Source organism: Nonomuraea helvata (genome assembly GCF_039535785.1).
GTDB lineage: Bacteria > Actinomycetota > Actinomycetes > Streptosporangiales > Streptosporangiaceae > Nonomuraea > Nonomuraea helvata.
The window spans coordinates 208,889-230,989 of record NZ_BAAAXV010000002.1 but is presented as its reverse complement, the minus strand read 5'-3'; the positions used below and the strand labels follow the sequence as shown (position 1 = coordinate 230,989).

Below are 22,101 nucleotides of genomic sequence, written 5' to 3'. Positions count from 1 at the left end.
TGATGGGTTCGGCGAGGTCACCGGCCGAACACCCCGGACTCGGCGAGCATCGGCAGCACCTGGTCGCGGATCGCCGGTGCGAGACGAGGGATGTAGGAGTCCCGCCCGTTGGTCCAGCCCATGGCGGCCAGCTCGGCGGCGGGTGCCGGCGGGCCGTCGATCCGGGTCACGAACACCGTCAGCCGCATGGGGACGCCCTCCAGGACGGCCGTGCCGTCAACGTGGCCGAGCAGGTCCATGTCGAGCGGGGAGACGCCGAGCTCCTCGTTCAGCTCACGTGCGAGGGTCTCCTCCGCGGACTCTCCGTCCTCGGGCTTCCCTCCTGGCAGGTAGAACACCTCGGGGGCGATGTTCTTGCTGACCAGGAGCAGCCGTCCGTCCTCGACCACCGCAGCGGCCACCACCTGCATCACCTCGCTTCCGCGGCTTTTCAGGACGGCGTCGAAGACGTGTGCCAGCTCGACGGCGTCCTCGCCGGTGTGGTGCGTGTGCCGCAGGTCGGTGAGCTGCAGTTGCTGCTTGATGAGGGGTTTGCGTGAGTCGACCCACTCACAGCCGGTCCGGCCCATCCAGTAACTGCGCAGGTCGAGGCCGGAGCCTGAGGCGTTGAAGGGGCTCTTGCCGAGGAAGCGGACGAAGTACCAGTGCGCGAACATCCCGTCGAAGACCGCCGGAGCGCCCAGGAAGACGGGCCGGCCGATCCGGCGCAGGTCGTTGATCCAGCGCGCGGCGGCGGCCATGGCCTCCTCGGCCGGGGGAGCCTCCCGTAGCAGGCGGTCGCGGTCGAGCCCGGAGACCGCCAGCGCCTCAGGCACGAAGTCGTCGGAGATGGGGCGGAGCTCGGTGTAGAAGGTCAGCTCGGGACGGCCTACGACGGCCATGCCGAGGGAGATCATGCTGTAGGGGCCCGGGATGGGCCCGTCCGCCTCCACGTCGACGGCCACGTACAGCTCGGGGAGCTTGGTCATGCGGGCCAAGCTAGACGGCCCGGACCTCCTGATCAACGGGATTACCGGCCACCGCTCGGGCGCCGTACCTCAGCCGAGGAACGGCGCGGTCGTCGCCACGAACCGGCCGGCGTCGTCGACCCACGGGAAATGGCCCGCCTCCAGCTGAACGACGAACTCGGCATCCGGGAACAGCTCGGCGAACTCGGCCACGGCGCTGGGGATCGAGTTCAGGTCGACCTCTCCGGCGAGGACCAGCACCGGCGCGTCGAAGGCGGCGAGCGCCGTGCGGGTGGCCTCCGGGTCGTAGGCGCCCTCACCGCCGTAGGCGGCCGCGGCCTCCTCGTTGCGCCGGCCGGCCTGGGCCGCGTGGTGGGCCTGTGCCGCCGCGTCCCATCGGCCGTAGAAGAAGGGGTCGATGGCCTTCAGGTTGCCGTCGGTGACGTTGCCGCCCACGATCTCCTCAAGAGCCGCGAACGCCGTACCGAACCAGGCCTCGCCCTTGCGCAGCCGCGCGAGCTCGAGCCGGGCCTCCCCGGTGGCCCGGATGCCGACGGCGAAGGTGCTCGGAGTGATCAGCGCGAGCCTGCCGACGCGGTCGGGGTGGCGGGCGGCGTAGAGGACCGCGAGGTTCGCGCCGGCGCAGTGCGCGAGCAGGTCGAACCGGTCGAGGCCGAGGTGCTCGCGCAGCGCCTCGACGTCATCGACGAGCCGGTCGCAGCGGTAGGAGGCGGCGTCCTCCGCTGTCGCGGACCGGCCGGTGCCCCGGGGATCAACCATGATCAGCTGTCGATGTGCCGACAGGCCGCCGAGCTCCCCGAGGTAGTCGGAGTCCTGCATGGGGCCGCCCGGCAGGCAGACGACCGGCGTGCCCTCCCCGTACGCGCGGTATGCGAGGTTGGTCCCGTCGTGTGCAGAAAAGGAAGGCATGGCGGCGATCCTGGCAGCGGGTCCTGAACAAGGCAAACCTGACTTTCGACAGGGGTACGGGGTGACGATCGGTGGATGCCCCTCCCGGCCCGCCCTTGCCAGGCTGCGCCTCCATGAACACCTACTTTCCCGGGCGGTGGATCGGCGGCGTGACCCTCGTCCTCGGCCCGGTCGTCATGTGCGCCGGATACCTGCTGCGCTACCTGAGCACGATCACCGCCCTCACCCCGCAGCAGCAGGCCTGGGCCGAGGCCCAGCCGTTCGCCGCCTACGGCCAGCTGCTCGCCTACACCGCGCAACCCGCCCTGCTCACCCTCGCCTACGCGGTGTTCGCGCTGGGCGCGCTGCTGCTCTTCCCCGCCTTCGTCGCCCTGGCCCAGCGGGTGGGTGGCGCCCTCGCCTTCTGGGGCGCCGCCTTGCTGGTCGCCGGGCTGTTCGCCCGCCTGTACTTCGCCGGTGCCGACCAGACCGCCTTCCAGCTCACCGAGGTCCTCGGGCTGGACCAGGCGACGAACGCGGTCATGAAGGAGTACGTGGACATCTCCTACGGGCCGTGGCGGGTGCCGGTCTGGGCCTCGGTCGGCCAGTACGCGGGCACGCTCCTGCTGGCCGTCGCCGCCTGGCGCACGGGCGTCATCGGCACCGCCCGGGCCGCGATGCTGCTGCTGGCGGGAGGCACCTGGATGGGCGTCCTGAAGGGCGCCTCGCTCCCCGACGCGCTGGTCACCGCGCTGCTCTGCGTGGCCCTGGTCCCGCTGGGGGTGCGGGTGCTGCGTGACCGGCCGCCGGCACCGGCCGGACGGTCGAAGGTGCTGAGCTGGTGAGCGGTCAGTAAGGGACGGCCCAGGTCTTGAGCGCGATGATGGCCAGCCCGAGCGCGAGGTTGGCGGCCCCCGAGATGACCACGACCCGCGGTGAGGAGCGGGCCTTGACGGCGGCCGCGACGGCCCAGGCGACCTGGCTCACCACCGCGACACCCAGCGCTAGACGGCCCCCGCGAACTCGGGCCGGTCCTGGGCTGCGTCGGTGTCCCGCGTGCTCATGGCAGCAGTGTCGCCGGGAGCCTGCCGGGCCGGGCCGGTCGGCGTGCGGGGGATGCCTAGTCTTGGGCTGTTGGAGAGCCATCCGGCGTCACGTCATCGGCCGTGGAAAGGAACCCAGTTCCCCAGGTACGCCCGTACGGTGTGCTCGCGCTCTCCGGCAGGGTGCCAGAGCGCGGGTGATGGCGGCCGGCGCCCCACCGACGCGAGGTGGGGCGCCGGCTCCAGTACTGTGATCGCGTGACCGGAGTATTCACAGTTTTCCCCGCCTCTCCCTGCGATGGTGACGTGGTTGGTGAGATCCACGCGGAGTCATGGAAAGCCGCTTATACCGGGTTCTTCACCCCGCAGTTCGGCGAAGGGGCGGTGAGCCATCGGCGCGGCAAATGGCACGGGGTGCTCGCCGAAGGCAAGGACACCGTCATGCTGGCCGCGCTGGACGGCCGGCCGTTGGCCTTCTCCTACTTCGGCTCCTCGCCGGCGCGGCCGGACTCCGCGGAGATCTTCGGTTTCTACGGCCACCCGGACGGCTGGGGGAGCGGGGTCGCACAGGTCCTGATGGCCGCCTCGCTGGACGCGATCCGCGAGAAGGGCTTCGAGCGGGTGCATCTGTGGACGCTTCGTGACACGTCGCAGTCTCGCCGTTTCTATGCCAAGAGCGGCTTCACGGAGTCCGGTGAGATCCGCGACCACGACTTCGGCGACGGCAACCCGATCGCGCAAGTCGAGTACGAGCTGATCTTCCGCTGAACCGCTCTCCGCCCGAGTATCTCCGCGCGCGTCGGGGAATTACCGGGTATGGGTGGAACCATGATCCTTTTGAGACGGACGGTCCCAGTCGCCGTGCTCACTGCTCTGGTCATCCCGTTCACCGCGGCCCCGCCCGCGACAGCCGACGCGCGAAAACAGTCGGAGGCCGAGGCCGGCGCACTGGCCCGCCGGATGCTGGGCCAGCTGAAAGTCGCCAGGGCGTTATCGATTCGTGGCTACAGCCACGAACGGTTCATGCCTCGATGGGCGCACCACAAAGGCAAGTGCGACACCCGGGAGATCGTCCTGGCCCGCGACGGGCGGGGCGTGCGCAAGAACGCGGCCTGCCACCCGGTCAAGGGCGTCTGGTACAGCCCGTACGACGGCAAGCGGCTGAAGAGCGAGAAGCAGGTCGACGTCGACCACGTGGTGCCGCTGTCGTACGCCTGGCGCTCCGGCGCCAGCAAGTGGAGCCAGACCCGCCGGCGTCACTTCGCCAACGACCTCACCCGCCCGGAGCTGCTCGTGGTCAGCCACTCCGCCAACGTCGCCAAGGGCGGCAGGGGGCCGCAGAGCTGGCGCCCGCAGCGCCGTGCCTACTGGTGCCGCTACGCGACCTCGTGGATCACCGTGAAGCGGCACTACCGGCTCTTCGTCACCAAGAAGGAGAAGGTCGCCCTGCTCAACATGCTCCGCACCTGCCGGTAGGGCCGAACGCCGCGCCGCACCCTGCCTCTCACTCGATTGACGAGAACACCTTCAGGTGGTCATGTCGTTTGTAACACCCTACGAGAGGCAGGTGCAGCGTATGTCCCAGCCGAAGGATCAGGGCAAGAAACAACCTCGCAGGATCCACGAGAAGAAGGTCAGGACCCGCGGCGAGGAGACGACCTGGCACAAGCCCGACTACCAGGTCGTCGAGGCGTCGATGGAGATGTCGGCGTACTTCCTGGCCACCAGGTAAGCAGGGATCGCCGTGCGACTGCAGGTGCTCGGCACCGCGGCCGGTGGCGGCGTGCCCCAGTGGAACTGCGCGTGCCCTGGATGCTCCGGGGCGCGCGCCCACCCGGGCCGGCGGCGCCGCCACGCGAGCCTCGCCGTTCAGCGGGCCGACGGCTGCTACGTGGTCAACGCCACGCCCGACATCGCCGACCAGATCGAGGCGTGCGCCTGGCTGCGCCCCGGCCCCGGCCCGCGGCAGTCACCGCTGAAGGGCGTCATCCTCACCGACGCCGCCCCGAACGGTTTTGGGCGCACTGGTCTCCCGCGTACAAACCCTGGGCGGCGACGCACGTCCCACGTGCGGTCCGATCCGGGGCGGCAGGTTCCCTTGCGACCTGGCCGTGTCGGCGCGGCCAGAGGCAGCCGGAGAGGCCTCGCACCATCACTCCGGTGGAACGAGGGCCCCGGAAGCCGACGCCACGCCAGCCGTCCAGATCGCGCACACACCGTACTCGTGCTGTTTCATACTGTCAACATCAACTCCTCGTGGACCCGGCGGCCGGCCAGCACAAGGTGCTGGGCATCGAGGTGGCGGCCGACGGGATGGTGATCGAGCTTTGAACGACTTCGAGGCGGAGCTGCGTGCCGTGCCGGAGCGGCGTTACCACCACCTGCACCCGTTCAACCTGCGCATGCACGCGGGTGAGCTGAGCCGCGACGAGCTGAGGGGCTGGATACTCAACCGCTTCCACTACCAGCGGCACATCCCGGTCAAGGACGCGTTCATCCTGGCCAAGCTGACCACGCCGGAGCTGCGCCGGATGTGGCTGCGCCGCATCCAGGACCACGACGGCACCGGGCCGGGGGAGGGTGGCATCGAGCGGTGGCTGCGCCTCGGCGAGGCCGCCGGGCTGGATCGCGACGAGCTGCTGTCGGGCGAGGGCGTGCTGCCGGGCGTGCGGCTGGCGGTCGACGGCTACGTGAACCTCTGCCGCAACGGCTCCGCGCTCGAGGCCGTGGCCGCCTCTCTGACCGAGCTGTTCGCACCCGACCTGATGCGTACGCGGATCGCCGCCTTCGAGAAGCACTACCCGTGGATCGACCAGGAAGGGCTCCGCTACTTCCAGGTACGCGTCTCGCAAGGCGGCCAGGACAGCCGCGAGGCCCTGGGCCTGGTCCTCGACTGGGCGCGGAGCCGTACCGACCAGGAAAGGGCCGTCGCGGCGCTCGGCTACAAGTGCGACGTGCTGTGGGCACTGCTCGACGCGGTGGACGGAGCGTATCGATGACGTGGCGGCCCGCTCTGTCCCGCTCGGCCCTGCTCCGCCACGATCCGGTGCGTGAGGCGGACCTGCTCATCGTGCCCGAGCGGATCGGCTGGCGCCCAGTCTTCCTGATCAACCTCCCGGCCGGCGTGGTGCTGCTGGTTCTCGGCCGGCGCGTCCTGGAGAACTCGCGTACAGAGGAGCGGGTACGCCTCGACCCGGCCGGAGTGGCGGTGCTGACCGTCGCCATGACGGCGTTCACCGTGCCGCTCATCTTCGGCCGCGACCACGGCTGGCCGGCCTGGGCATGGATCTCGCTGGCCTGCGGAGCCGCGCTGCTGGTGGGGTTCGTCCGCCATGAGAGCAGGGCACGGCACCCGCTGCTGGATCTGGCGGCGGTACGGCCAGAGGGAGTGAAGCCGGGGCTGGTGGCCTGCTGGATCATCATGGGCTGCTACACCGCGTTCCTGTTCACCCTAACCCTGCACCTGCAGTCCACACTGCGCTTCTCCCCGCTCCAGGCCGGGCTGGCGTTCGTCCCGTACGCCGTCGGCTTCGGCACCCTCAGCCTGACCTGGAACCGCTACCCGCGGCGCCTCCAGAACGCGCTGCCGGTGATGGGCCCGATCATGTTCGCGACGGGAGCGGTCCTGCTGGTGCTCCTCCACCGCGACCAGTGGCATCCGTACGGCTCCGTGCCGCTGCTGCTCCTGGCCGGGGCCGGGCACGCCGCCGGTTACAGCCCGCTGATCGCGCGGATCACGTCCCTGGTCCAGCCGCGGCTCGCCTCCGCGATCTCGGCGCTGAACTCCACCGGCCCGACCCTCGCCGGAGTGACGGCCGTCGCCGGGCTCGGCAGCGTCTACTTCGCGGCGCCCACTTCCGCCGAGGGTCTGCTCCGGGTCGTCTTCGCCGTCGCCGCTCTCCTCGCGATCGGCACGGCATGCGCGACGCGGGTCGCGCTGTTGTTTAACCGTTTACAGGAATGAGCGAGGAACGCGACCGGTGACGCGTGCCGGATCGACCTCCTTGCCCCCTCTGCCACGGGATTTGACGTGCTGGATCGCATGGGAAATCATCCGTTCAAGCGGTTACATGCGAGGGGAGGTCGGATGCCCCGTCGGGCCATGCCCGAAGACGGACGGCCGCGCCCCTCGACGATCCGGGACGTGGCCCGGCACGCCGGCGTCTCGGTCGCCACCGTCTCCCGCATCCTCTCCGGCACCTATCCCAGCGCGCCCGCCACGCGCGGCAAGGTCATGCGCGCGGTGCGCGAGCTCGACTACGTCGCCAACGCCCACGCCCGCGGGCTGGCGGGGGTGCGCCCCAAGACCGTGGCCATCGTGGTCACCTCCGTCGTCTCCCCGCACTACGCCCACGTCGCGCAGGGCGTGCAGGACCAGGCGGCGCGCGAAGGCAGGCTGTGCATCGTCGGCACCACCGGCGGCGACCCCCAGCGGGAGCTCGCCACGGTCCGGCTGCTGCGCGAGGAGCACGCCGAAGCCGTCATCCTGGTCGGCAACATGCCGGCCGACGACGCCTACCGCGAGCGCATGGCGGACTACGCCCGCGCGCTGGCCGTGGCCGGCTCGCGGCTCGTGCTGTGCGGCCGCCCCCCGCTGGGCGACGACGTGCCGGCCATCGTGGTCGAGTACGACAACACCGGCGGCGCCTACGCCATCACCAGCCACCTCCTCTCGGCCGGCCACAGGCGCATCCTCTTCCTCGGGCGGCGGACCGGCTACACCACGCCCGAGAGCCGGATCGCCGGCTACCGCGCGGCGCTGGCCGCGCACCGCGTCCCGCACGACCCCGCCCTGGAGGTCGACAGCGTGGTCATGGACCGGCGCGACGGCCACCGCATGATGCGCGAGCGGCTCGACGCCGGGCCGCGCGACTTCACCGCCGTCTTCGCCGGGAACGACCTGATCGCCGCGGGTGCGCGCGCGGCGCTGCGCGAACGCGGCCTGAGCGTGCCCGGCGACGTCTCGCTGGTCGGCTTCGACGATCTTCCCCCGGCGGACGACATCGACCTCACCACCGTCCACGTGCCGCACGAGGAGCTGGGCCGCACCGCCGTACGGCTGGCCCTGGACACCGACACGCCGGGCACCTCCCAGCACGTGATGCTCGGCACGCACATCGTCGTCCGCGATTCCGTCCGCCCCAACCTGGAAGAGCCGCCGTCACCGTGATACCGCCGCCCACCGACCCCCGCCTGTCTCCGCACACCGGCTGGACCCGCGCTCATTGGGAGAGCATGGCGGACCACCTGCTGGAGTCCGTGGTGCCCTACGCCACGGACGGCTTCGCCCAGTTCCGCCTGCCCGGCCCGGCGAGCCGGTCAGGGCCGGTGAGCGACGGGCTGGAAGGGTTCGCCCGCACGTTCCTGCTCGCGGCCTTCCGCATCGCCGGGGCGCGCGGCGCCGTGCCGCCGGCCCTGCTGGAGCGCTACGCCGCCGGGCTGGTGGCCGGCACCGACCCCGCGCATCCGTACGCCTGGCCGCCCCTGGCCGACATGTCGCAGCCGCTGGTCGAAGCCGCCTCGGTGGCGCTCGCCCTGCACGAGACCCGCCCCTGGCTGTACGACCGGCTCTCCCCGGCCCAGCAGGAGCGCGTGGTGGCGTGGCTGGCCGGGTTCGTCGGGCGGCGCACGCCGGCGAACAACTGGATCCTCTTCCAGGTGGTCGTGGAGCAGTTCCTGGCCGAGGTGGGCGGCCCGCACGACCCCGCCGAGATCACCGGCGGGCTGGAGCGGATCGAGGACTGGTACGTCGGCGACGGCTGGTACTCCGACGGCAAGGGCAAGAACTTCGACTACTACTCCGGCTGGGCGATGCACCTGTATCCGTCGCTGTGGGCCAGAATGGCCGGCGACACCGCCCGGCAGCGGCTCTACGCGGAGCGCCTGCACCGGTTCCTGGAGCAGTACCAGCACTTCTTCGCCACCGACGGCGGGCCGGTGCACCAGGGACGCTCGCTGATCTACCGCTTCGCCACGGTCGCGCCGCTCTGGCTGGGGGCGCTGACCGGCGCCTCGCCCCTTCCGCCGGGGCGCACCAGGCGGATCGCGAGCGGCGTGCTGCGCCACTTCGCCGAGCGCGGCGCCCCCGACAGCCGCGGCCTGCTCACGTGCGGCTGGTACGACGACTTCCCGCCCGGCAAGCAGGACTACTCCGGCCCCGCCTCACCGTACTGGGCCAGCAAGGCCTTCCTCGGCCTGCTGCTGCCGCCGGAGCATCCAGTCTGGACGGACGCCGAGGAGGCCGCGCCCGTCGACCTCGCCGACCAGGTCGTGGCGATGCCCGCGCCCGGCTGGCTGCTGCACGCCACCCGCGAGGACGGCATCGTCCGCGTCGTCAACCACGGCAGCGACCGCGACCGCGTCCAGGATCCTCAGGGCTCGCCGGACCCTCACTACCTCAGGCTCGCCTACACCAGCCACACCGGCCCCGACATCGGCGACGAGGCGATCGACGGGCAGTTCGCCGTCGTCTCACCGCAGGGAGCCGTCTCCCGGCGCCGCCGCATCGAGCCTCTCACCGCGGGAGAGCGCTTCGCCGCATCGGCGTACCAGGACGGCCCCATCCGCGTGGTGACCGCCTCCGTGGTCGACGGCGCGGCCGAGGTCCGCGTCCACCAGGTCACGGCACCCGCCGGGCACCAGGTGCGGGACGGCGGCCACGCGCTCGCCGATCGGCAACCGCCGGCGACCGAGTCCGGGGACACCTGGGCGCTGGCGCGGCGCGCGGACGGCCTGGCCGGTGTGGTGCGCGGGCTGTACGGCTACACCGGGGCGGGCGTGGCGAGCGCGCAGGGCGTGAACGCCTTCGGACGGCACTCCGCCACGCCGTACCTGACCTGCGACAACCACCCGGGCGGCACCGCCGTGTACGTCAGCCTGGTGCTGCTCACGGGAGCCGGGCAGGAGCCGCCCGCGCCGCAGATCCACGTGGACGGCGAGGAGGTCACCGTGACGCTCTCCGGCGGCGAGCCGGTCAAGATCCGCTTCGACGAGATCTCCGACACCCCTCCGCGGCGTCGAGCAGGTCGCGGAACGATGCCTGCCAGCCCGGGCTGAGCGCGGGGACGTCAACGGCGTGGCGAAGTTTGTCGATGTCGCGGTCGGGCAGGTAGGGCAGCGCGGCGACCGCCCTTCGGGCAGGTCGGCTGCCCACCCTATGCCCTAGCCGACGAGCGACGGCTGGCAGGCCATACCTTGGAGGAAGCAGGTGAGTGACGCCGGTGACGTGTCTCCGCGAACGACGCCCTGAAGCGCCGAGCGTACGTCGAGCAGGGTTCGCCACTCGTCCTCAGAGGCAGGCCGGCCGTGCGCGGACAGCCCATGCCGCCCCTAGGCATAACCATCAAACTGCTTATGGAGGTTAGGTATGGCTGCCGTTCACCACCGTTACTCGACCGTGCAAGGTCAGCGGCTGTTCTACCGGGAGGCCGGTCCGGCCGACGCTCCGGCGATCGTGCTCCTGCACGGCTTCCCGACCAGCTCGTTCATGTTCCGTAACCTGATCCCCGCGCTGGCCGATCGCTATCACGTGATCGCTCCGGATCACCTCGGGTTCGGGTTGTCCGCCGCGCCGCCGGCAGACGAGTTCGACTACACCTTCGATGCCCTGGCCGACCTGACGGCCGGGCTGCTCCAGCAACTGGGCGTGACGCGCTACGCCATGTACGTCCAGGACTACGGCGCCCCGATCGGCTGGCGGCTGGCGCTGGCCGACCCGAAGGCGATCACCGCGATCATCACGCAGAGCGGCAACGGCTACGACGCCGGCTTCGTGGAAAGCTTCTGGAAGGCCGTACGGGACTACCAGCGTGAGCAGACGCCCGAGGCCGAGAGCAAGATCCGCGGCGCGCTCACCCTCGAGGCCATCAGATGGCAGTACCTCACCGGCGTCCCGGACGAGAGTCTGGTCAGCCCGGACACCTGGCACCACGACATCGCGCTGCTGTCCCGGCCGGGCAACGACGCGATCCAGCTCGCGCTGTTCCGCGACTACGCGACCAATCCGCCGCTGTACCCGGCACTGCACGAGTACCTGCGCAGCAACCAGCCGCCGGTCCTCGTGGTGTGGGGCAGGGGCGATGAGATCTTCGGCCCCGACGGCGCCCGCGCCTTCGCCCAGGACGTCCCGAACGCCGAGATCCACCTTCTCGACGGCGGACACTTCCTGCTGGAGAGTGCTGGTGACGAGGTCGCCGAACTGATCCGCGGCTTCATGGGCCGGCTACCGGACGCACGCTGACGTACGCGGACGCGACCCGCCGGCGACGCTGAACGCGGCGATCATGGGCGCTCGAACCCGCGCCCGCTGCCGTTCAGGCGTTGACGACTACCATCTTGCCCCTGGCCTGGTTGGCCTCCATCAGACGATGCGCCTCCCCCGGCGCATGTGCATTTCGGCGTGGTTGATGCCGAACGCCTTGATGGCGATGACGACATGACCGGCGAGGGGCTCGGGGTCGGGCAGTTCGGTGTAGATCAGACAGTCCGGTCCGCCGAATTTCTCGATGACGATGGCACGCATCCCGGCTCTCCAGATGAGATGCGGCAGGGATGCCCGACCGCTGCATGGTCACGGTGATGCGGGCTACCGACGGGGCGCAACTTCCCTGACCGCCCCACCAACTTTCACACTACGCTCAGCCGAGGAGCGCACCCGCTCCACCCAGATAGCCAGGGAAACGGGCTGTCCATCGCTGTCGAGTTCGCGCACCATGGCAAGGCCGATCACCCCTTCGACCAGGCACGAGGAGGAGACGATGAGCACTGCGGAGTGGTACAGGAGCTTCGGGGCCATGGAGGCACGCGGGCAATCCGCGACCTACGACCTGCTGGCCGGCCGGATCGCCGAGGACGCCGAGCTGCTGGCCCTGATCGAGCAGCTGCCCGAGCCGAAGCGGCAGCCGAACCTGCTGTTCGGGGTGGTGCGCTTCCTCGGCGGCCCGGTCGCGGACTACCAGGCGTTCCGTACGTGGACGTCGGCCGAGTGGCCCCGGGTGCGGCAGGCCATGGCCGAGCGTCGTACCCAGACGAACGAGCCGGGCCGGTGCGCCGTGCTGCTGCCGGTCCTCGCCGCCCTGCCGCAGCCCCTGGCGCTGATCGAGGTCGGTGCGTCGGCCGGATTGTGCCTGTATCCGGACCGCTACCGGTACCGCTATGGCGGCGGGCACGTGGTCGGGCCCGCCGACAGTCCGGTCGTGCTCGAGTGCCGCGAGGACGGGCCGGTTCCGCTGCCCGCCGAGGTGCCCAGGGTGGTCTGGCGGGCCGGCGTGGACCTCAATCCTCTCGATGTGCGCAGCGCGGAGGACGTGCGATGGCTGGAGTGCCTGGTCTGGCCGGAGCAGCACGAGCGGCTGCCGCGGCTGCGGGGCGCCGTCAGCGTCGCCCGGGAGGAGCCGCCGCAGCTGGTACACGGGGACCTCAACGGGGTGATCGAGGACCTGGTCGCGCAGGCCCCCGCGAACGCGACGCCGGTGGTCTTCCACACCGCTGTCCTGGCCTACCTGTCCGTCGAGGAGCGGGAGGCGTTCGCCGCGAAGATGCGGCGCCTGCCCTGCCGCTGGGTCTCCAACGAGGCGGTCGGCGTCCTGCCGTCCGTGGACCGCGGCCTTCCCCGGCAGGCGCCTGATGACCGCCTGGTCTGCGTCGTGGCCCTGGACGGCCGGCCGCTGGCCTTCTCAGCACCCCATGGTCAATCCCTGGAATGGTTCGGTCGTCCGTACAAATCAGCGGCGGGGCGGCCGTAGCGCGAAGGCGGCGTGCGGGTTGGCGGTCAGCGCCGACTTGGCCGTCTCGCCGAGCCCCGCCGCCTCCAGCCGCGGCACGAACCGCTCCAGCAGGTACGTCAGCCCCGGCCCGCCGCCCAGCCCGGGCCAGTACGAGCGCCGGGCCAGGTCCATCCCGAACAGCAGCCGATGCCCCAGCCCGCGTCCGGCCAGTTCGGCGACGAGCGCGACGATGTCGCTGTCCGGACCGTACTTGATCCGCCCCGGCCGGTCGAAGGCCAGGTACGCCCCTCTCTCCGCCAATGAGGTGAGATATCCGGCGTCGGGGTTGTGGTCGATGTGCCCGAGCACCACCCGATCGGCCGCCACGCCGCAGGCCGACAGCGCGTCCAGCAGCTCGTGCCCCATCGTGCCCTTGTCGCAATGGGTGACGACCGGCACGCCGGTGCGGACAGCGGCGGCTGCCACGGCGGCCACCAGCCGCTCCACGCCGCGCCCGAACGCGTGGTACGCGGTCGCGATCTTGATGGCTCCTGCGCGGGCCGACGACCGCCGTACCAGGGGACCGACCAGCCCGTACTCGTCCATACCGAGCTCGATCTCGGCCACCAGCAGCTCGGTGATCTCGTCGGGGGAGTAGCGGTGCAGCCAGTGCGCGTCGCTGTAGTACGTGCTCTTGTGGAAGCCGGTCACCGCGATCACGTGCAGCCCGGTGCGCTCGGCCAGCGCCTTCATCAGCGACGGGCTGCGGCCGAAGCCCAGCGGCGTCATCTCGACCACCGCCGACAGCCCGAGCCGCTGGGCGGCCGCCACCTCGGTGACGGCCGCGTCCAGGGAGTCCAGCCGGTAGTCGGGTTCGTTGCGGACGGGCCAGTCACCGGTCATGAAGAGGTGCTCATGCGCATAGGTGACGCCGATCTCCTCGACGTCCCCCAGAACCGTACGGAACATCACAGCAGCGCTCCTTCCTCGCGCAGCCGGGCGCGCAGCAGCTCTACGTCCACCGCCGCCGGCTCCACGCCGGTCTGTACGGCCAGCGCCGCGGCAGCCCCGGCCGCCTGCCCCATCGCCATGCACTGCCCCATCGACCGGGCCGAGGCGTGCGCGTCGTGCGTGGCCGACAGGCACCGCCCCGCGACGATCAGCCCGCCGACCTCGACCGGCAGCAGGCACCGGTACGGGATCCCGTAGGTTCCGAAGTCGCGCACGTACTCCCACCGGGTGGCCGACCCCGCGGCGTGGTCCTCGATGGGCGCGCCGCACCGGGCGATCGTGTCGGGAAAATCCCTCCCGGCCAACACATCATCAGAAGTCAGGACATATTGCCCGACGAGCCGCCGCGACTCCCGCACGCCGATCCGCACGGACGTGCTCAGCAGCACCGCCGACTCGTACCCGGGCACCTTGGAGCGCAGGAAGCGGACGTACTCGCTCACCTGCGCACGTCCCTCGCGCTCGGCACGCGACAGCTCGAACGGGTCGGTCGGGTCGAGCCCGCTCACCCGGGTCAGATTGGTGTGCACGATCCCGTCGTTGACGGTCCTGTGTACCGAGCCCTCCCGCCTGGGCAGGTCGGCGTCGGCCATCAGCGCGTGCAGCTCCGCCGTGCTGGTGGCCGACAGATCCACCCCGCCCAGCCGGAACGTGGCCGTCATCGGCTGCGACCGCATGCCGGGGCGCTCCAGCATGGCCCCGGCCCGCCACGCCACCTCGCCGTCGCCCGTCGCGTCCACGACCACCGGGGCCTTGACCAGGAACCGGCCCGCCACGGTCTCCACCTCGACCCCGGCGCCCGGCACGTACTCGCACACCCTCGCGTGCAGCAGCACGTCCGCGTCCGCGGTGAGCGAGTCCCACACGAGCTTGAGCTCCTCCGGCTCGTACGTGACGCCGGTGCCGGCACCGTACGTGTTGGGCCGCTCGAAGGCGGCTCCGGCGGAGAAGAGCCGTTCGCACACCTCCCAGCCGATCCCGCCGACCACCCTCCGCGAGACCGGGCCGGGGGCGTAGAAGCCGTAGAACGTGTCGAGCACGGCGGCGCCGGTGCCGCCGAGGAAGCCCGCCGGCTCCACCAGCAGGCATTTCGCGCCGGCACGCACCGCCGCGACGGCCGCCGCGCAGCCGGCGCTGCCGCCGCCCGCGACGACCACGTCGCCTTCCCACAGGACGTTCACCGCAGATGCCACCCTCCGTCGACGGGAATGACCGCGCCCGTGGTGCGCCCCGACTGCGGGGACAGCAGCCAGAGCACGGTCTGCGCGATCTCCTCAGGCCGGCAGGGCGACGCGCCGAGCGGCATCAGCGATGGCAGCCTGGCCTGGACGGAAGCGGACGTACGCGCTCGAAGGCTCATCGGCGTGGCCACGAGACCGGCCGAGACCAGGTTGACCCGCACGCCGCGCGGCGCGGCCTCGCGGGCGGCGGTCCTGATCAGCGGGATCAGCGCGCCCTTGGCCGAGGCGTAGGCCACCGTGCGGAAGTCGTCGTCGATCGACGTGCCGAGCGCCGAGCCGATCACCACGATCGACCCGCCCTCGGGCAGCGCGGGGATCGCCGCGCGCAGCAGCCGGAACACCGACTCGTGGTTGACCCGGTGCACCTCGTGCCAGGCCTCGTCCGTGCACTCGGCCACGCCGCCGTCCCCGAGCCGCCTGCCGGACATGCCGACCGCGTGGACGACGCCGGCGATCCGGCCGTGCCGGGCCTGCGCCTCGGCCAGGGCCTTCTCGGCCCCGCCCGGTGTGGTGATGTCGATGCCGCCGGAGAGGTCCACGCCGTACGCGCTCGTGCCGGAGGCCTCGACCGCCTCCACGCAGGCGCGGCCGATGCCGCCGTCCGCTCCGGCCACCAGCACCGCGCTCATGGCTTCCTGAGCGCGGCGGCGGCACGGCGGGCGTGTTCGAGGTAGGCGGCCTCGAACAGCTCCTCGGAGCGGGGGCCGCCGACGAGCTTGGCGCTGGAGATGACCGGCGGCGTCCAGCCGCCCGCGACGAGCAGCTCGGCCGTGCGGACCTTGATCTCGTTGACCACGGAGACGGCCGCCAGCGTGCTGCCTGGCCCCACCGGCTCGGCCAGCCCCTCGACCTGGCAGAGCGCGTCGCCCACCGGCGTGCACAGGTCGACCACCACGTCGGCGTGGTCGGCGAGCCGGGTCCCGCTGGGATGGTGCGGCTCGACGGCCGTGGTCTCGTTCATCGAGGTCACGACCACGACGGGCAGGCCCGCCTTGCGCAGGCCCATCGCCATCTCGATGGGCACGGCGTTGAGCCCACTGACGCTGAACACGATCGCCGCGTCGCTCGGCCGCAGCTCGTAGTTGGCGAGGATGGCGTCGGCCAGCCCTTCGACGCGTTCGATGAACATGGCCTGCCGCATCCCGTTCGCGCCGGCCACCTGGGTGTAGAACGTCGTGGACAGCTCGACGATGGGATGGAAGCCGGGGTAGGAGCCGTACCGGGGGAACATCTCCTCCACACCCATCCGCGAATGCCCGGTGCCGAACGTGTGCACCACTCCGCCGCCGAGGATGGCCTTGGAGGCGATGCGAGCGGCTTCGGCAAGAGCCTCCTCCTGTGTCCGTTCGATCGCACCGAGCAGCTCCATGGCGCGGTTTATCCACTTCATCCAGATCTCCTCCCGTAAAGTGCGGCGCCGATCGCCCCCGCCAGCGGGCCGAGTACGGCGGGCAGCACCGCGATGTCGCCGATCAGCGGTCGTCTCCGTGCAAGCTGGGCATCCAGGGCGGATCGCATGAGGTCGAGCGCGCCGGAGACGCCGCCGCCCACGACCACCGAGCCGACGCCGAAGACCGAGGCCGCGTCGCCCAGCGCCACGCCGAGCGCCCATCCGGCCCGCTCGAACACCTTGGCCGCCCGCCCGTCACCCGCCCTGGCCGCCTCGGCGACCTCCTCCGCCGTGAGCTGCTGCGCCGGGACCTTCTGCGCCGGGACCTTCGCCGTGGCTCCCGAGGAGAAGCCCCGCACGATGCCGGGCCCCGCCGCGAACGTCTCCACGCAGCCCCTGTTGCCGCAGCAGCAGGCCTGCCCCCAGGGGGCGACCGTGACGTGCCCGATCTCGCCGAGGTTGTCGCGCGGCCCGACCAGAACGGCTCCGCCCAGCGCCACGGCCCCGCCCACGCCGGTGCCGAGCACGGCGAACAGCACGTCGGCCAGCCCGCGGGCGGCGCCCAGCTCCAGCTCGGCGAGCGCGAACGCGCGGGCGTCGTTCACGACGGAGACCGGGAGCCCGGCCAGCGCCCCCAGCCGGGCGCCCAGCGGATAGCCGCCCCAGTCGCCCGGCGGATTCGGGACGAACAAGGCGGTTCCGGTGGCGCGGTCCACGTGCCCCGGGAGACCGATCCCGATGGACTCGGCGTCCGGAGCCAGCTCCGAAGCCAGCCGGGCCGCGAGCTCCACCGTCTCGTCCGGGCTGGGCGGCGTGGGAACGGTGCCCGAGCCGACGACCGCGTCCCCCTCCAGCGCCACCCATTTGGTACGGGTGCCGCCGACGTCGATCCCGAGCCGGGTCACGGCCCGACCTCCAGCACCCGGGAGGCGAAGCGCGCGCCGCCGCGCGGCCGCCGGAACGGCTCGACCCCGAGCAGCCGCAGGTAGGCCAGCAGCGGCTGGGAGTGGCTGTGCAGGTTCGCGACCGGGTACGCCTGCATGGCGACCCCCACGTCGGCGAGGTCCCACGTCCGCCCGGGACGGCCCGTCTCGGGCGCAAGATACGCGTCGGGGCCCGACAGCGTGCCCTCCCAGACGTCCGGGTACGCCTCCGTGTGCGCGGCCAGCGTCATCCGCCGCCACCAGTCCCAGGCCAGCTCGGGAAGGTGCTCGGCGGCGGCCCAGACGAGCGTCATGTTGACCGCGTACCAGATCGTGCCGACCCCGCCGGGCCCGTACGCGTCGCGCGCGGGCCAGCGCAGCCGGGCGCCCAACGGGGAATCGGCGGCGGCGGTGCGCTCGATCGTGCGCAGCAGCTCCACGGCCCGCTCAGGTGGGGCGGCCCCGCACAGAACGGCCCAAGGCTGCACCTCCAGCCACAGATCGTCGTCACCGACGACCGCTCCCGGGCCGTACGCGCGGCGGTACCAGCGCCCGTTCCACTCGCCCGCGACCAGCTCGCGCAGCTCCTCGCCCAGCTTGCGGGCCTCGGCGGCGGTCGCTGCGTCGCCGAGCCGCTCGGCCAGCGTCGCGTAGCGCGGCAGGACCCAGGCGGCCATGGCGGAGTTCAGGACGGACTCGCCCTGGGTGATCATCACCTCGCGGGGCACGCCGCTCTCGGTGATGGCCATGTCGTTCCAGTCGGCGTTGAGTATGCGGAGGTGTCCGTGCTCGCCCCGTCCGACCGTGTCGGTGAGGAACCTGAACTGCCTGCGCAGGTTCTCCTGCAGCGGCACCTCGGGAGCCCCGTGGATCGGGTGGTACGGCACCTTCGCGCGGAAGGCGGCCTCGTCGCCCGTCGCGCTCAGGTACTCGGCGGCCAGCCACAAGGCCCACAGGTTCTGGTCCGACGGGCGGAACAGGTCGGTCCAGGGCTGCTTGCCCGGTCCGAGCGCATAGGGCAGGTCGCCGTCGGGTCCGCCCCATGCGCACGTGTTGCGCAACACGGACAGCGCCAGGTCGGGCTCGATGTGGACGAGGGGGAGGGCGTGCTGGAGCGGGTCGCGGGCGGCGCCGTTGAACCCGTGCCTGAAGGAGTAGCAGGAGCCCTGGTCGAGCGTGTGCCCGCCGAGCACGCCGTCGGCGCAGGCCGCGCCGGTGAGCAGGGCGGCGTGCCAGGGGATCTCCCGCTCGGCCTCCGGAGCGCGCGCGGCGGACGCACTGGGCAGCCGGGCACGCAGCGCTTCCAGGCTGCCCTCCAACGACGCGCTCCCGGAGTCGAGCAGGCCGTGGCGGAAGTCCAGCACCCGCTCCTCACCCGCCTCCAGCTCCAGCGGCACCCGCAACCGTCCGGACCGCGTCCTGGCCCCGCCCAGCAACTCCAGCTCGAGCCCGGGATCGTCCGTGTCCACGGCGCCGGTGATGAGCTCGATCCTGGCCGGCCTGGCCGCCCATTCCTCGGTCAGCTCCAGCCGTACGGGCGAATCGAGCAGGTTGCGCACCCGCAGCCGGACCAGCACCCACGGCTGCTCGCCCTCCGGGCAGAGGACCGTGCGCTCCAGAGCCACCTGCTCGTCGGCCACCCGGACGACGGCGAAGGTCGGCCCGAAAATCCGCTCAGATCCCGAAATATCAGTGGAAAGTCCGCCGACCCTGGTCACGCCGGTTCCCCGGGTGAGCCACAGCAGGCCCGTGTGCTCGTCGAACAGGTCGCTCAGCCCGTAGTTGTCCGACACCAGCGTGATCCGCCGGTTGCCCACGTGCGCGAAGTGCCGCCGCGTGGGCGGGTCGAGCACGGGGTCCCACTCGGCGCGCGGGTCCCGCTCCTGGTCCGCCGTGTACGCGAACGCGGGCAGCCCGTACGCCGTCGTCCACTTCCCGAACGAGCTCATTTCCGCAACCCTCCCAGCGTCAGCCCCGCGACGTAGTAGCGCTGCAGCAGGAACATCAGCGCCAGCGGGGGCACCGCCGTGATCAGCGCGGCGGTGCTGACCAGGCCGATGCTGAAGTCGTACTCGGTCTGGAGCTGCGACAGCCCCACGGGCAGCGGCCACAGCCCGGGATCGTTGGCCACGATGAGCGGCCAGAGCAGGCTGTCCCACTGCGCGAGGAACTGCAGCAGGAAGAGCGTCAGCAGCGCGGGCCGCAGCAGGGGGACCCCGATGCGGGCGAAGATGCGCAGCTCGCCCGCCCCGTCCACCCGCGCCGACAGCAGCAGCTCGCGCGGCAGCGCCAGGGCGAACTGGCGGACCAGGAACACTCCGAAGGCGCTCATCATGAACGGCACGATCATGCCCTGGAAGGTGTCGATCCAGCCCAGCGCCTTGACGACGAGGTACATCGGCACCAGCACCACGATCGGTGACAACGACAGCGTCCCCACGATCACCGCGAACAGCGCGCGGCTGCCGGGGAAGCGGAGCTGCGCGAGCGCGTACCCGGCGGCGCCGGACAGGATCACCTCGAGCACCGCGACGCCGAGCGCGAGGACCAGGCTGTTGCGCAGGTAGAGCGGGAAGCCGCCCTGGCCGAACAGCTGCGCCACGTGTGCGCCCAGCTGGGAGACGTCGAACGTCAGCCCGCCCAGGTCGTTCGCGTCCGAGGCCGAGGAGACGGCGATCATCGCGTACACCGGCAGCAGCATCACCGCCACGACCAGCGTGAGCACGACCTTCATGCGTCATCGCCTCCCCGCAGCACGCGGAACTGCGCGAGCGAGAGCGCCAGCATGGCCACGAGCAGCACCATCGCGATCGCCGACGCGTAGCCCATGCGCTCGAAGGTGAAGCCGGTCGCCCACAGGTAGAGCGGCAGCACCTCCGTCGCGCCCGCCGGGCCGCCCTTGGTCAGCAGGAAGGCGGGCACGAACGACTGCATGGCCCCGACCACCGCGATGACCAGCACGAACAGCAGCGTGCGGCGCAGCAGCGGCAGCGTGATGCGGGAGAAGATCCGTACAGGTCCCGCACCGTCGAGCGCGGCGGCCTCGAAGACGGCCGGCGGCAGCCCCTGGAGGCCCGCGGTCAGGATGATCACGAACAGGCCGAGGTGCTTCCACGTGGTCATGATCACCAGGGCCCAGAGCGCGAGCCCCTCGTCGGTGAGCCACGGCTTCGGCTCGGCGCCGGCCAGCCCGATCAGCGTGTTCGCCAGACCCTTGTCGGCGAAGATCACCGACCAGGTCATCGAGGAGGCCACCAGCGGCATCGCGGCCGGAATCATGATCAGCGCGCGGAGAAAGGCGTTGTAGCGGCCCGGCTTGCTCAGCGGCACGGCCAGCGCCAGGCCCAACACGATCGACGGGACCACGGACGCGACGGTGTAGACGGCGGTGACCTTCGCCGAGTTCCAGAAGCCGGGGTCGGCCAGCATCCTGCGGTAGTTCGCGAGGCCCGTCCACTCCGGCGTCCCGGCCAGGTCGTAGCTGGTGAAGCTGAGGTAGACGGCCGAGACGAACGGCACGAGCCAGAAGACCAGGAAGTACAGGGCGGCCGGGAGCGCCAGCAGGCCGCCGGTGCGTGCCTCCGCCCACCGCTGCCCCTTGCCCGACACCCGGGCGACGCGCGGCGCGATCTCCAGCGACAGCGTCATAGGGCGATCCGCATCGCCTGGTCGAAGTCGGCCGCGGCCTGCTCGGGCGTCTTCTTGCCGAACGCCACCGCGTCGGCGGCGTCGGTCAGCGCCTTGGCCATCTCGTTCCAGACCGGTGTCTGCGGGCCGAAGTCGGCGTGGGGGGCCGAGTCGGCCATGATCTCGATGGCCTTCTGGTCGGCTCCGGGCAGCTTCTCCCAGCCCTTGACCGGCGTGAGCAGGCTGGCGTCCTTGAGCTGCGTGGCGGCGACGTCCTCGCGCTGGAGGTAGTCGATGAAGTGCCAGGCGGTGTACTGGAGCCGTGACTTCTTGGCGACCGCCCAGCCCCAGGTGTAGGCGGGCGCGACGGGCGGGCCCGACTCCCAGCGGGGCATCGGCGCGATGTCGAAGACCTTGCCGAACGTGAGCTTGGGGTTCAGCGTCGGGAACAGGTCCATCGCGAACAGCCCGGACACCAGCATGGCCGCCTCACCGGTGGCGAACAGCCCGAAACCGGATAACGGGTTCGACAGCTTGGGGTTGCCCAGCCCGCCGTAGTAGCGCAGCGCCTCGATCCCGGGGTCCGTGGCGAGGGTGGCCTTGGCGGCGTCGGGGCTGAGTATCGTGCCGCCCTTGCCCTTGACCAGGGCGAGCAGCTGCATGAGCGTCCACTGCGGATTGCCCAGGATCCACTGCAGGCCCACCTTCTTGCCGTCGGCCGAGGTCAGCCGCTTGCTGTACTCGGCGACCTCCTCCCAGGTGGTGGGCGGCTTGTCCGGATCGAGCCCGGCCTCTGCGAACCTGTCCCTGCGGTAGTAGAGGTAGCAGATCGTGTAGTCGATGGGGACGCCGTACAGTTTGCCGTCGTACGACAGCGAGCCGATCGCATGCTCGTCGTACTTCTGCACCAGCGCCTTCTCGTCGGCCACGCCCATGGCCTTCGGCATGATCGGGGCCAGCCTGCCCTTGCGCGCGTGGCCGGGGACGGTCCAGCCGCCGATCTTGAACAGGTCGGGCGGGACGTCGCCGGCGAACGCGGTCAGCAGCTTGGCGTCGAGCTTGTCGACCGGCACGTACAGGGGAGTGACGTCCACGCCGCCGAACTCCTGGACGTAGCTGTGCAGCAGCGGGTTGAACACCTTGTCGTACGCCTTGGTCTGGTGCAGCCAGACGGAGAGCTTCCCCCGCGGCACCCCGTCGGCGGGGACCGCGGGGGCCGGGTCCGAGCCGCAGGCGGCGAGCAGGCCGGATGCCGTCGCGAGTGTGGCGGTTCTGAGCAGGGCACGGCGGGACAACCTGGTCATGC

General features: G+C 71.5%; 24 protein-coding genes. 10 read left to right on the top strand and 14 right to left on the bottom strand.

Annotated features, from left to right (window positions below):
- Window positions 1–17: 17 nt before the first annotated feature.
- Together ABD830_RS16965 and ABD830_RS16960 are read right to left on the bottom strand one after the other, a co-directional pair.
- Window positions 18–968, bottom strand: a complete 951-nt coding sequence (locus ABD830_RS16965; RefSeq protein WP_344988133.1) for an NUDIX domain-containing protein — start codon at window positions 966–968, stop codon at window positions 18–20.
- A gap of 69 nt (window positions 969–1,037) precedes the next feature.
- Window positions 1,038–1,877: an alpha/beta fold hydrolase gene (locus ABD830_RS16960; protein WP_344988131.1), complete on the bottom strand. Its 840-nt coding sequence runs from the start codon at window positions 1,875–1,877 to the stop codon at window positions 1,038–1,040.
- 113 nt (window positions 1,878–1,990) lie between these two features.
- Here ABD830_RS16960 and ABD830_RS16955 point away from each other — a divergent pair, with 113 nt between their 5' ends.
- Window positions 1,991–2,701, top strand: coding sequence for a hypothetical protein (locus ABD830_RS16955; RefSeq protein WP_344988129.1), 711 nt, complete (start codon window positions 1,991–1,993; stop codon window positions 2,699–2,701).
- A gap of 4 nt (window positions 2,702–2,705) precedes the next feature.
- On the opposite strand, the gene ABD830_RS16950 is transcribed toward ABD830_RS16955, so the two are convergent.
- A complete protein-coding gene (locus tag ABD830_RS16950) occupies window positions 2,706–2,843 on the bottom strand; it encodes a hypothetical protein (RefSeq protein ID WP_344988127.1) in 138 nt (45 codons plus the stop codon).
- 362 nt (window positions 2,844–3,205) lie between these two features.
- On the opposite strand from ABD830_RS16950, the gene ABD830_RS16945 reads away from it, so the two are divergent.
- The 7 genes from ABD830_RS16945 to ABD830_RS16915 all read left to right on the top strand — a co-directional run bounded on the left by ABD830_RS16945 (window position 3,206) and on the right by ABD830_RS16915 (window position 9,955).
- Window positions 3,206–3,667, top strand: a complete 462-nt coding sequence (locus ABD830_RS16945) for a GNAT family N-acetyltransferase (RefSeq protein WP_344988125.1) — start codon at window positions 3,206–3,208, stop codon at window positions 3,665–3,667.
- A 60-nt stretch (window positions 3,668–3,727) separates the two neighbouring features.
- Window positions 3,728–4,375, top strand: coding sequence for an HNH endonuclease family protein (locus ABD830_RS16940; RefSeq protein ID WP_344988124.1), 648 nt, complete (start codon window positions 3,728–3,730; stop codon window positions 4,373–4,375).
- Window positions 4,376–4,475: 100 nt separating this feature from the next.
- Window positions 4,476–4,631: a hypothetical protein gene (locus ABD830_RS16935; RefSeq protein ID WP_344988122.1), complete on the top strand. Its 156-nt coding sequence runs from the start codon at window positions 4,476–4,478 to the stop codon at window positions 4,629–4,631.
- A gap of 595 nt (window positions 4,632–5,226) precedes the next feature.
- The gene (gene pqqC, locus ABD830_RS16930) at window positions 5,227–5,898 is read left to right on the top strand and encodes a pyrroloquinoline-quinone synthase PqqC (protein ID WP_344988119.1); all 672 of its coding nucleotides are present in this window, start codon (window positions 5,227–5,229) and stop codon (window positions 5,896–5,898) included.
- Window positions 5,895–6,863, top strand: a complete 969-nt coding sequence (locus tag ABD830_RS16925) for an MFS transporter (RefSeq protein ID WP_344988117.1) — start codon at window positions 5,895–5,897, stop codon at window positions 6,861–6,863. Before pqqC ends, ABD830_RS16925 begins: the two co-directional genes overlap by 4 nt.
- 123 nt (window positions 6,864–6,986) lie before the next feature.
- Entirely contained in the window at window positions 6,987–8,069 is a 1,083-nt protein-coding gene (locus tag ABD830_RS16920) for a LacI family DNA-binding transcriptional regulator (RefSeq protein ID WP_344988115.1), read from the top strand.
- Complete coding sequence (locus ABD830_RS16915; protein ID WP_344988113.1) at window positions 8,066–9,955, top strand: DUF2264 domain-containing protein; 1,890 nt, start codon at window positions 8,066–8,068, stop codon at window positions 9,953–9,955. Before ABD830_RS16920 ends, ABD830_RS16915 begins: the two co-directional genes overlap by 4 nt.
- On the opposite strand, the gene ABD830_RS54260 is transcribed toward ABD830_RS16915, so the two are convergent.
- The gene (locus tag ABD830_RS54260; RefSeq protein ID WP_425567089.1) at window positions 9,873–10,052 is read right to left on the bottom strand and encodes a 3-alpha domain-containing protein; all 180 of its coding nucleotides are present in this window, start codon (window positions 10,050–10,052) and stop codon (window positions 9,873–9,875) included. The two genes, ABD830_RS16915 and ABD830_RS54260, sit on opposite strands and share 83 nt — an antisense overlap.
- A gap of 213 nt (window positions 10,053–10,265) precedes the next feature.
- Between ABD830_RS54260 and ABD830_RS16910 the strand changes: the two genes are divergently transcribed.
- Entirely contained in the window at window positions 10,266–11,138 is an 873-nt protein-coding gene (locus ABD830_RS16910; protein ID WP_344988111.1) for an alpha/beta fold hydrolase, read from the top strand.
- A 120-nt stretch (window positions 11,139–11,258) separates the two neighbouring features.
- On the opposite strand, the gene ABD830_RS16905 is transcribed toward ABD830_RS16910, so the two are convergent.
- The gene (locus tag ABD830_RS16905; protein WP_344988109.1) at window positions 11,259–11,420 is read right to left on the bottom strand and encodes a hypothetical protein; all 162 of its coding nucleotides are present in this window, start codon (window positions 11,418–11,420) and stop codon (window positions 11,259–11,261) included.
- 235 nt (window positions 11,421–11,655) lie between these two features.
- Between ABD830_RS16905 and ABD830_RS16900 the strand changes: the two genes are divergently transcribed.
- Window positions 11,656–12,642, top strand: coding sequence for a DUF2332 domain-containing protein (locus tag ABD830_RS16900; RefSeq protein ID WP_344988107.1), 987 nt, complete (start codon window positions 11,656–11,658; stop codon window positions 12,640–12,642).
- Here the strand turns inward: ABD830_RS16900 and ABD830_RS16895 are convergent.
- Genes ABD830_RS16895 through ABD830_RS16855 form a run of 9 tightly spaced genes read right to left on the bottom strand, consistent with a single transcriptional unit; the run spans window position 12,622 to window position 22,099 of the window.
- Complete coding sequence (locus ABD830_RS16895) at window positions 12,622–13,572, bottom strand: phosphotriesterase family protein (protein WP_344988105.1); 951 nt, start codon at window positions 13,570–13,572, stop codon at window positions 12,622–12,624. The genes ABD830_RS16900 and ABD830_RS16895 overlap by 21 nt on opposite strands.
- A complete protein-coding gene (locus tag ABD830_RS16890; RefSeq protein ID WP_344988103.1) occupies window positions 13,572–14,795 on the bottom strand; it encodes an FAD-dependent oxidoreductase in 1,224 nt (407 codons plus the stop codon). Before ABD830_RS16890 ends, ABD830_RS16895 begins: the two co-directional genes overlap by 1 nt.
- The gene (locus ABD830_RS16885) at window positions 14,792–15,484 is read right to left on the bottom strand and encodes an SDR family NAD(P)-dependent oxidoreductase (RefSeq protein ID WP_344988100.1); all 693 of its coding nucleotides are present in this window, start codon (window positions 15,482–15,484) and stop codon (window positions 14,792–14,794) included. The genes ABD830_RS16890 and ABD830_RS16885 overlap by 4 nt, the downstream gene beginning before the upstream one ends.
- The gene (locus ABD830_RS16880) at window positions 15,481–16,245 is read right to left on the bottom strand and encodes a sugar isomerase domain-containing protein (RefSeq protein WP_344988098.1); all 765 of its coding nucleotides are present in this window, start codon (window positions 16,243–16,245) and stop codon (window positions 15,481–15,483) included. Before ABD830_RS16880 ends, ABD830_RS16885 begins: the two co-directional genes overlap by 4 nt.
- Window positions 16,242–17,150, bottom strand: coding sequence for an ROK family protein (locus ABD830_RS16875; protein WP_344988096.1), 909 nt, complete (start codon window positions 17,148–17,150; stop codon window positions 16,242–16,244). The genes ABD830_RS16880 and ABD830_RS16875 overlap by 4 nt, the downstream gene beginning before the upstream one ends.
- Window positions 17,147–19,117, bottom strand: a complete 1,971-nt coding sequence (locus tag ABD830_RS16870) for a GH36-type glycosyl hydrolase domain-containing protein (protein WP_344988094.1) — start codon at window positions 19,115–19,117, stop codon at window positions 17,147–17,149. The genes ABD830_RS16875 and ABD830_RS16870 overlap by 4 nt, the downstream gene beginning before the upstream one ends.
- Window positions 19,114–19,902, bottom strand: a complete 789-nt coding sequence (locus ABD830_RS16865) for a carbohydrate ABC transporter permease (RefSeq protein WP_344988092.1) — start codon at window positions 19,900–19,902, stop codon at window positions 19,114–19,116. The genes ABD830_RS16870 and ABD830_RS16865 overlap by 4 nt, the downstream gene beginning before the upstream one ends.
- Window positions 19,899–20,816, bottom strand: a complete 918-nt coding sequence (locus ABD830_RS16860) for a carbohydrate ABC transporter permease (RefSeq protein WP_344988090.1) — start codon at window positions 20,814–20,816, stop codon at window positions 19,899–19,901. The genes ABD830_RS16865 and ABD830_RS16860 overlap by 4 nt, the downstream gene beginning before the upstream one ends.
- Complete coding sequence (locus ABD830_RS16855; RefSeq protein ID WP_344988088.1) at window positions 20,813–22,099, bottom strand: extracellular solute-binding protein; 1,287 nt, start codon at window positions 22,097–22,099, stop codon at window positions 20,813–20,815. The genes ABD830_RS16860 and ABD830_RS16855 overlap by 4 nt, the downstream gene beginning before the upstream one ends.
- Window positions 22,100–22,101 lie beyond the last annotated feature (2 nt).

Bases quoted from the DNA above. Each gene is read 5' to 3' on its own strand.
- ABD830_RS16965 (WP_344988133.1), bottom strand. From the start codon at position 968: ATGACCAAGCTCCCCGAGCTGTACGTGGCCGTCGACGTGGAGGCGGAC.
- ABD830_RS16960 (WP_344988131.1), bottom strand. From the start codon at position 1,877: ATGCCTTCCTTTTCTGCACACGACGGGACCAACCTCGCATACCGCGCG.
- ABD830_RS16955 (WP_344988129.1), top strand. From the start codon at position 1,991: ATGAACACCTACTTTCCCGGGCGGTGGATCGGCGGCGTGACCCTCGTC.
- ABD830_RS16940 (WP_344988124.1), top strand. From the start codon at position 3,728: ATGATCCTTTTGAGACGGACGGTCCCAGTCGCCGTGCTCACTGCTCTG.
- ABD830_RS16935 (WP_344988122.1), top strand. From the start codon at position 4,476: ATGTCCCAGCCGAAGGATCAGGGCAAGAAACAACCTCGCAGGATCCAC.
- ABD830_RS16925 (WP_344988117.1), top strand. From the start codon at position 5,895: ATGACGTGGCGGCCCGCTCTGTCCCGCTCGGCCCTGCTCCGCCACGAT.
- ABD830_RS16920 (WP_344988115.1), top strand. From the start codon at position 6,987: ATGCCCCGTCGGGCCATGCCCGAAGACGGACGGCCGCGCCCCTCGACG.
- ABD830_RS16910 (WP_344988111.1), top strand. From the start codon at position 10,266: ATGGCTGCCGTTCACCACCGTTACTCGACCGTGCAAGGTCAGCGGCTG.
- ABD830_RS16905 (WP_344988109.1), bottom strand. From the start codon at position 11,420: ATGCGTGCCATCGTCATCGAGAAATTCGGCGGACCGGACTGTCTGATC.
- ABD830_RS16900 (WP_344988107.1), top strand. From the start codon at position 11,656: ATGAGCACTGCGGAGTGGTACAGGAGCTTCGGGGCCATGGAGGCACGC.
- ABD830_RS16895 (WP_344988105.1), bottom strand. From the start codon at position 13,572: ATGTTCCGTACGGTTCTGGGGGACGTCGAGGAGATCGGCGTCACCTAT.
- ABD830_RS16885 (WP_344988100.1), bottom strand. From the start codon at position 15,484: ATGAGCGCGGTGCTGGTGGCCGGAGCGGACGGCGGCATCGGCCGCGCC.
- ABD830_RS16880 (WP_344988098.1), bottom strand. From the start codon at position 16,245: ATGAAGTGGATAAACCGCGCCATGGAGCTGCTCGGTGCGATCGAACGG.
- ABD830_RS16870 (WP_344988094.1), bottom strand. From the start codon at position 19,117: ATGAGCTCGTTCGGGAAGTGGACGACGGCGTACGGGCTGCCCGCGTTC.
- ABD830_RS16865 (WP_344988092.1), bottom strand. From the start codon at position 19,902: ATGAAGGTCGTGCTCACGCTGGTCGTGGCGGTGATGCTGCTGCCGGTG.
- ABD830_RS16860 (WP_344988090.1), bottom strand. From the start codon at position 20,816: ATGACGCTGTCGCTGGAGATCGCGCCGCGCGTCGCCCGGGTGTCGGGC.
- ABD830_RS16855 (WP_344988088.1), bottom strand. From the start codon at position 22,099: ATGACCAGGTTGTCCCGCCGTGCCCTGCTCAGAACCGCCACACTCGCG.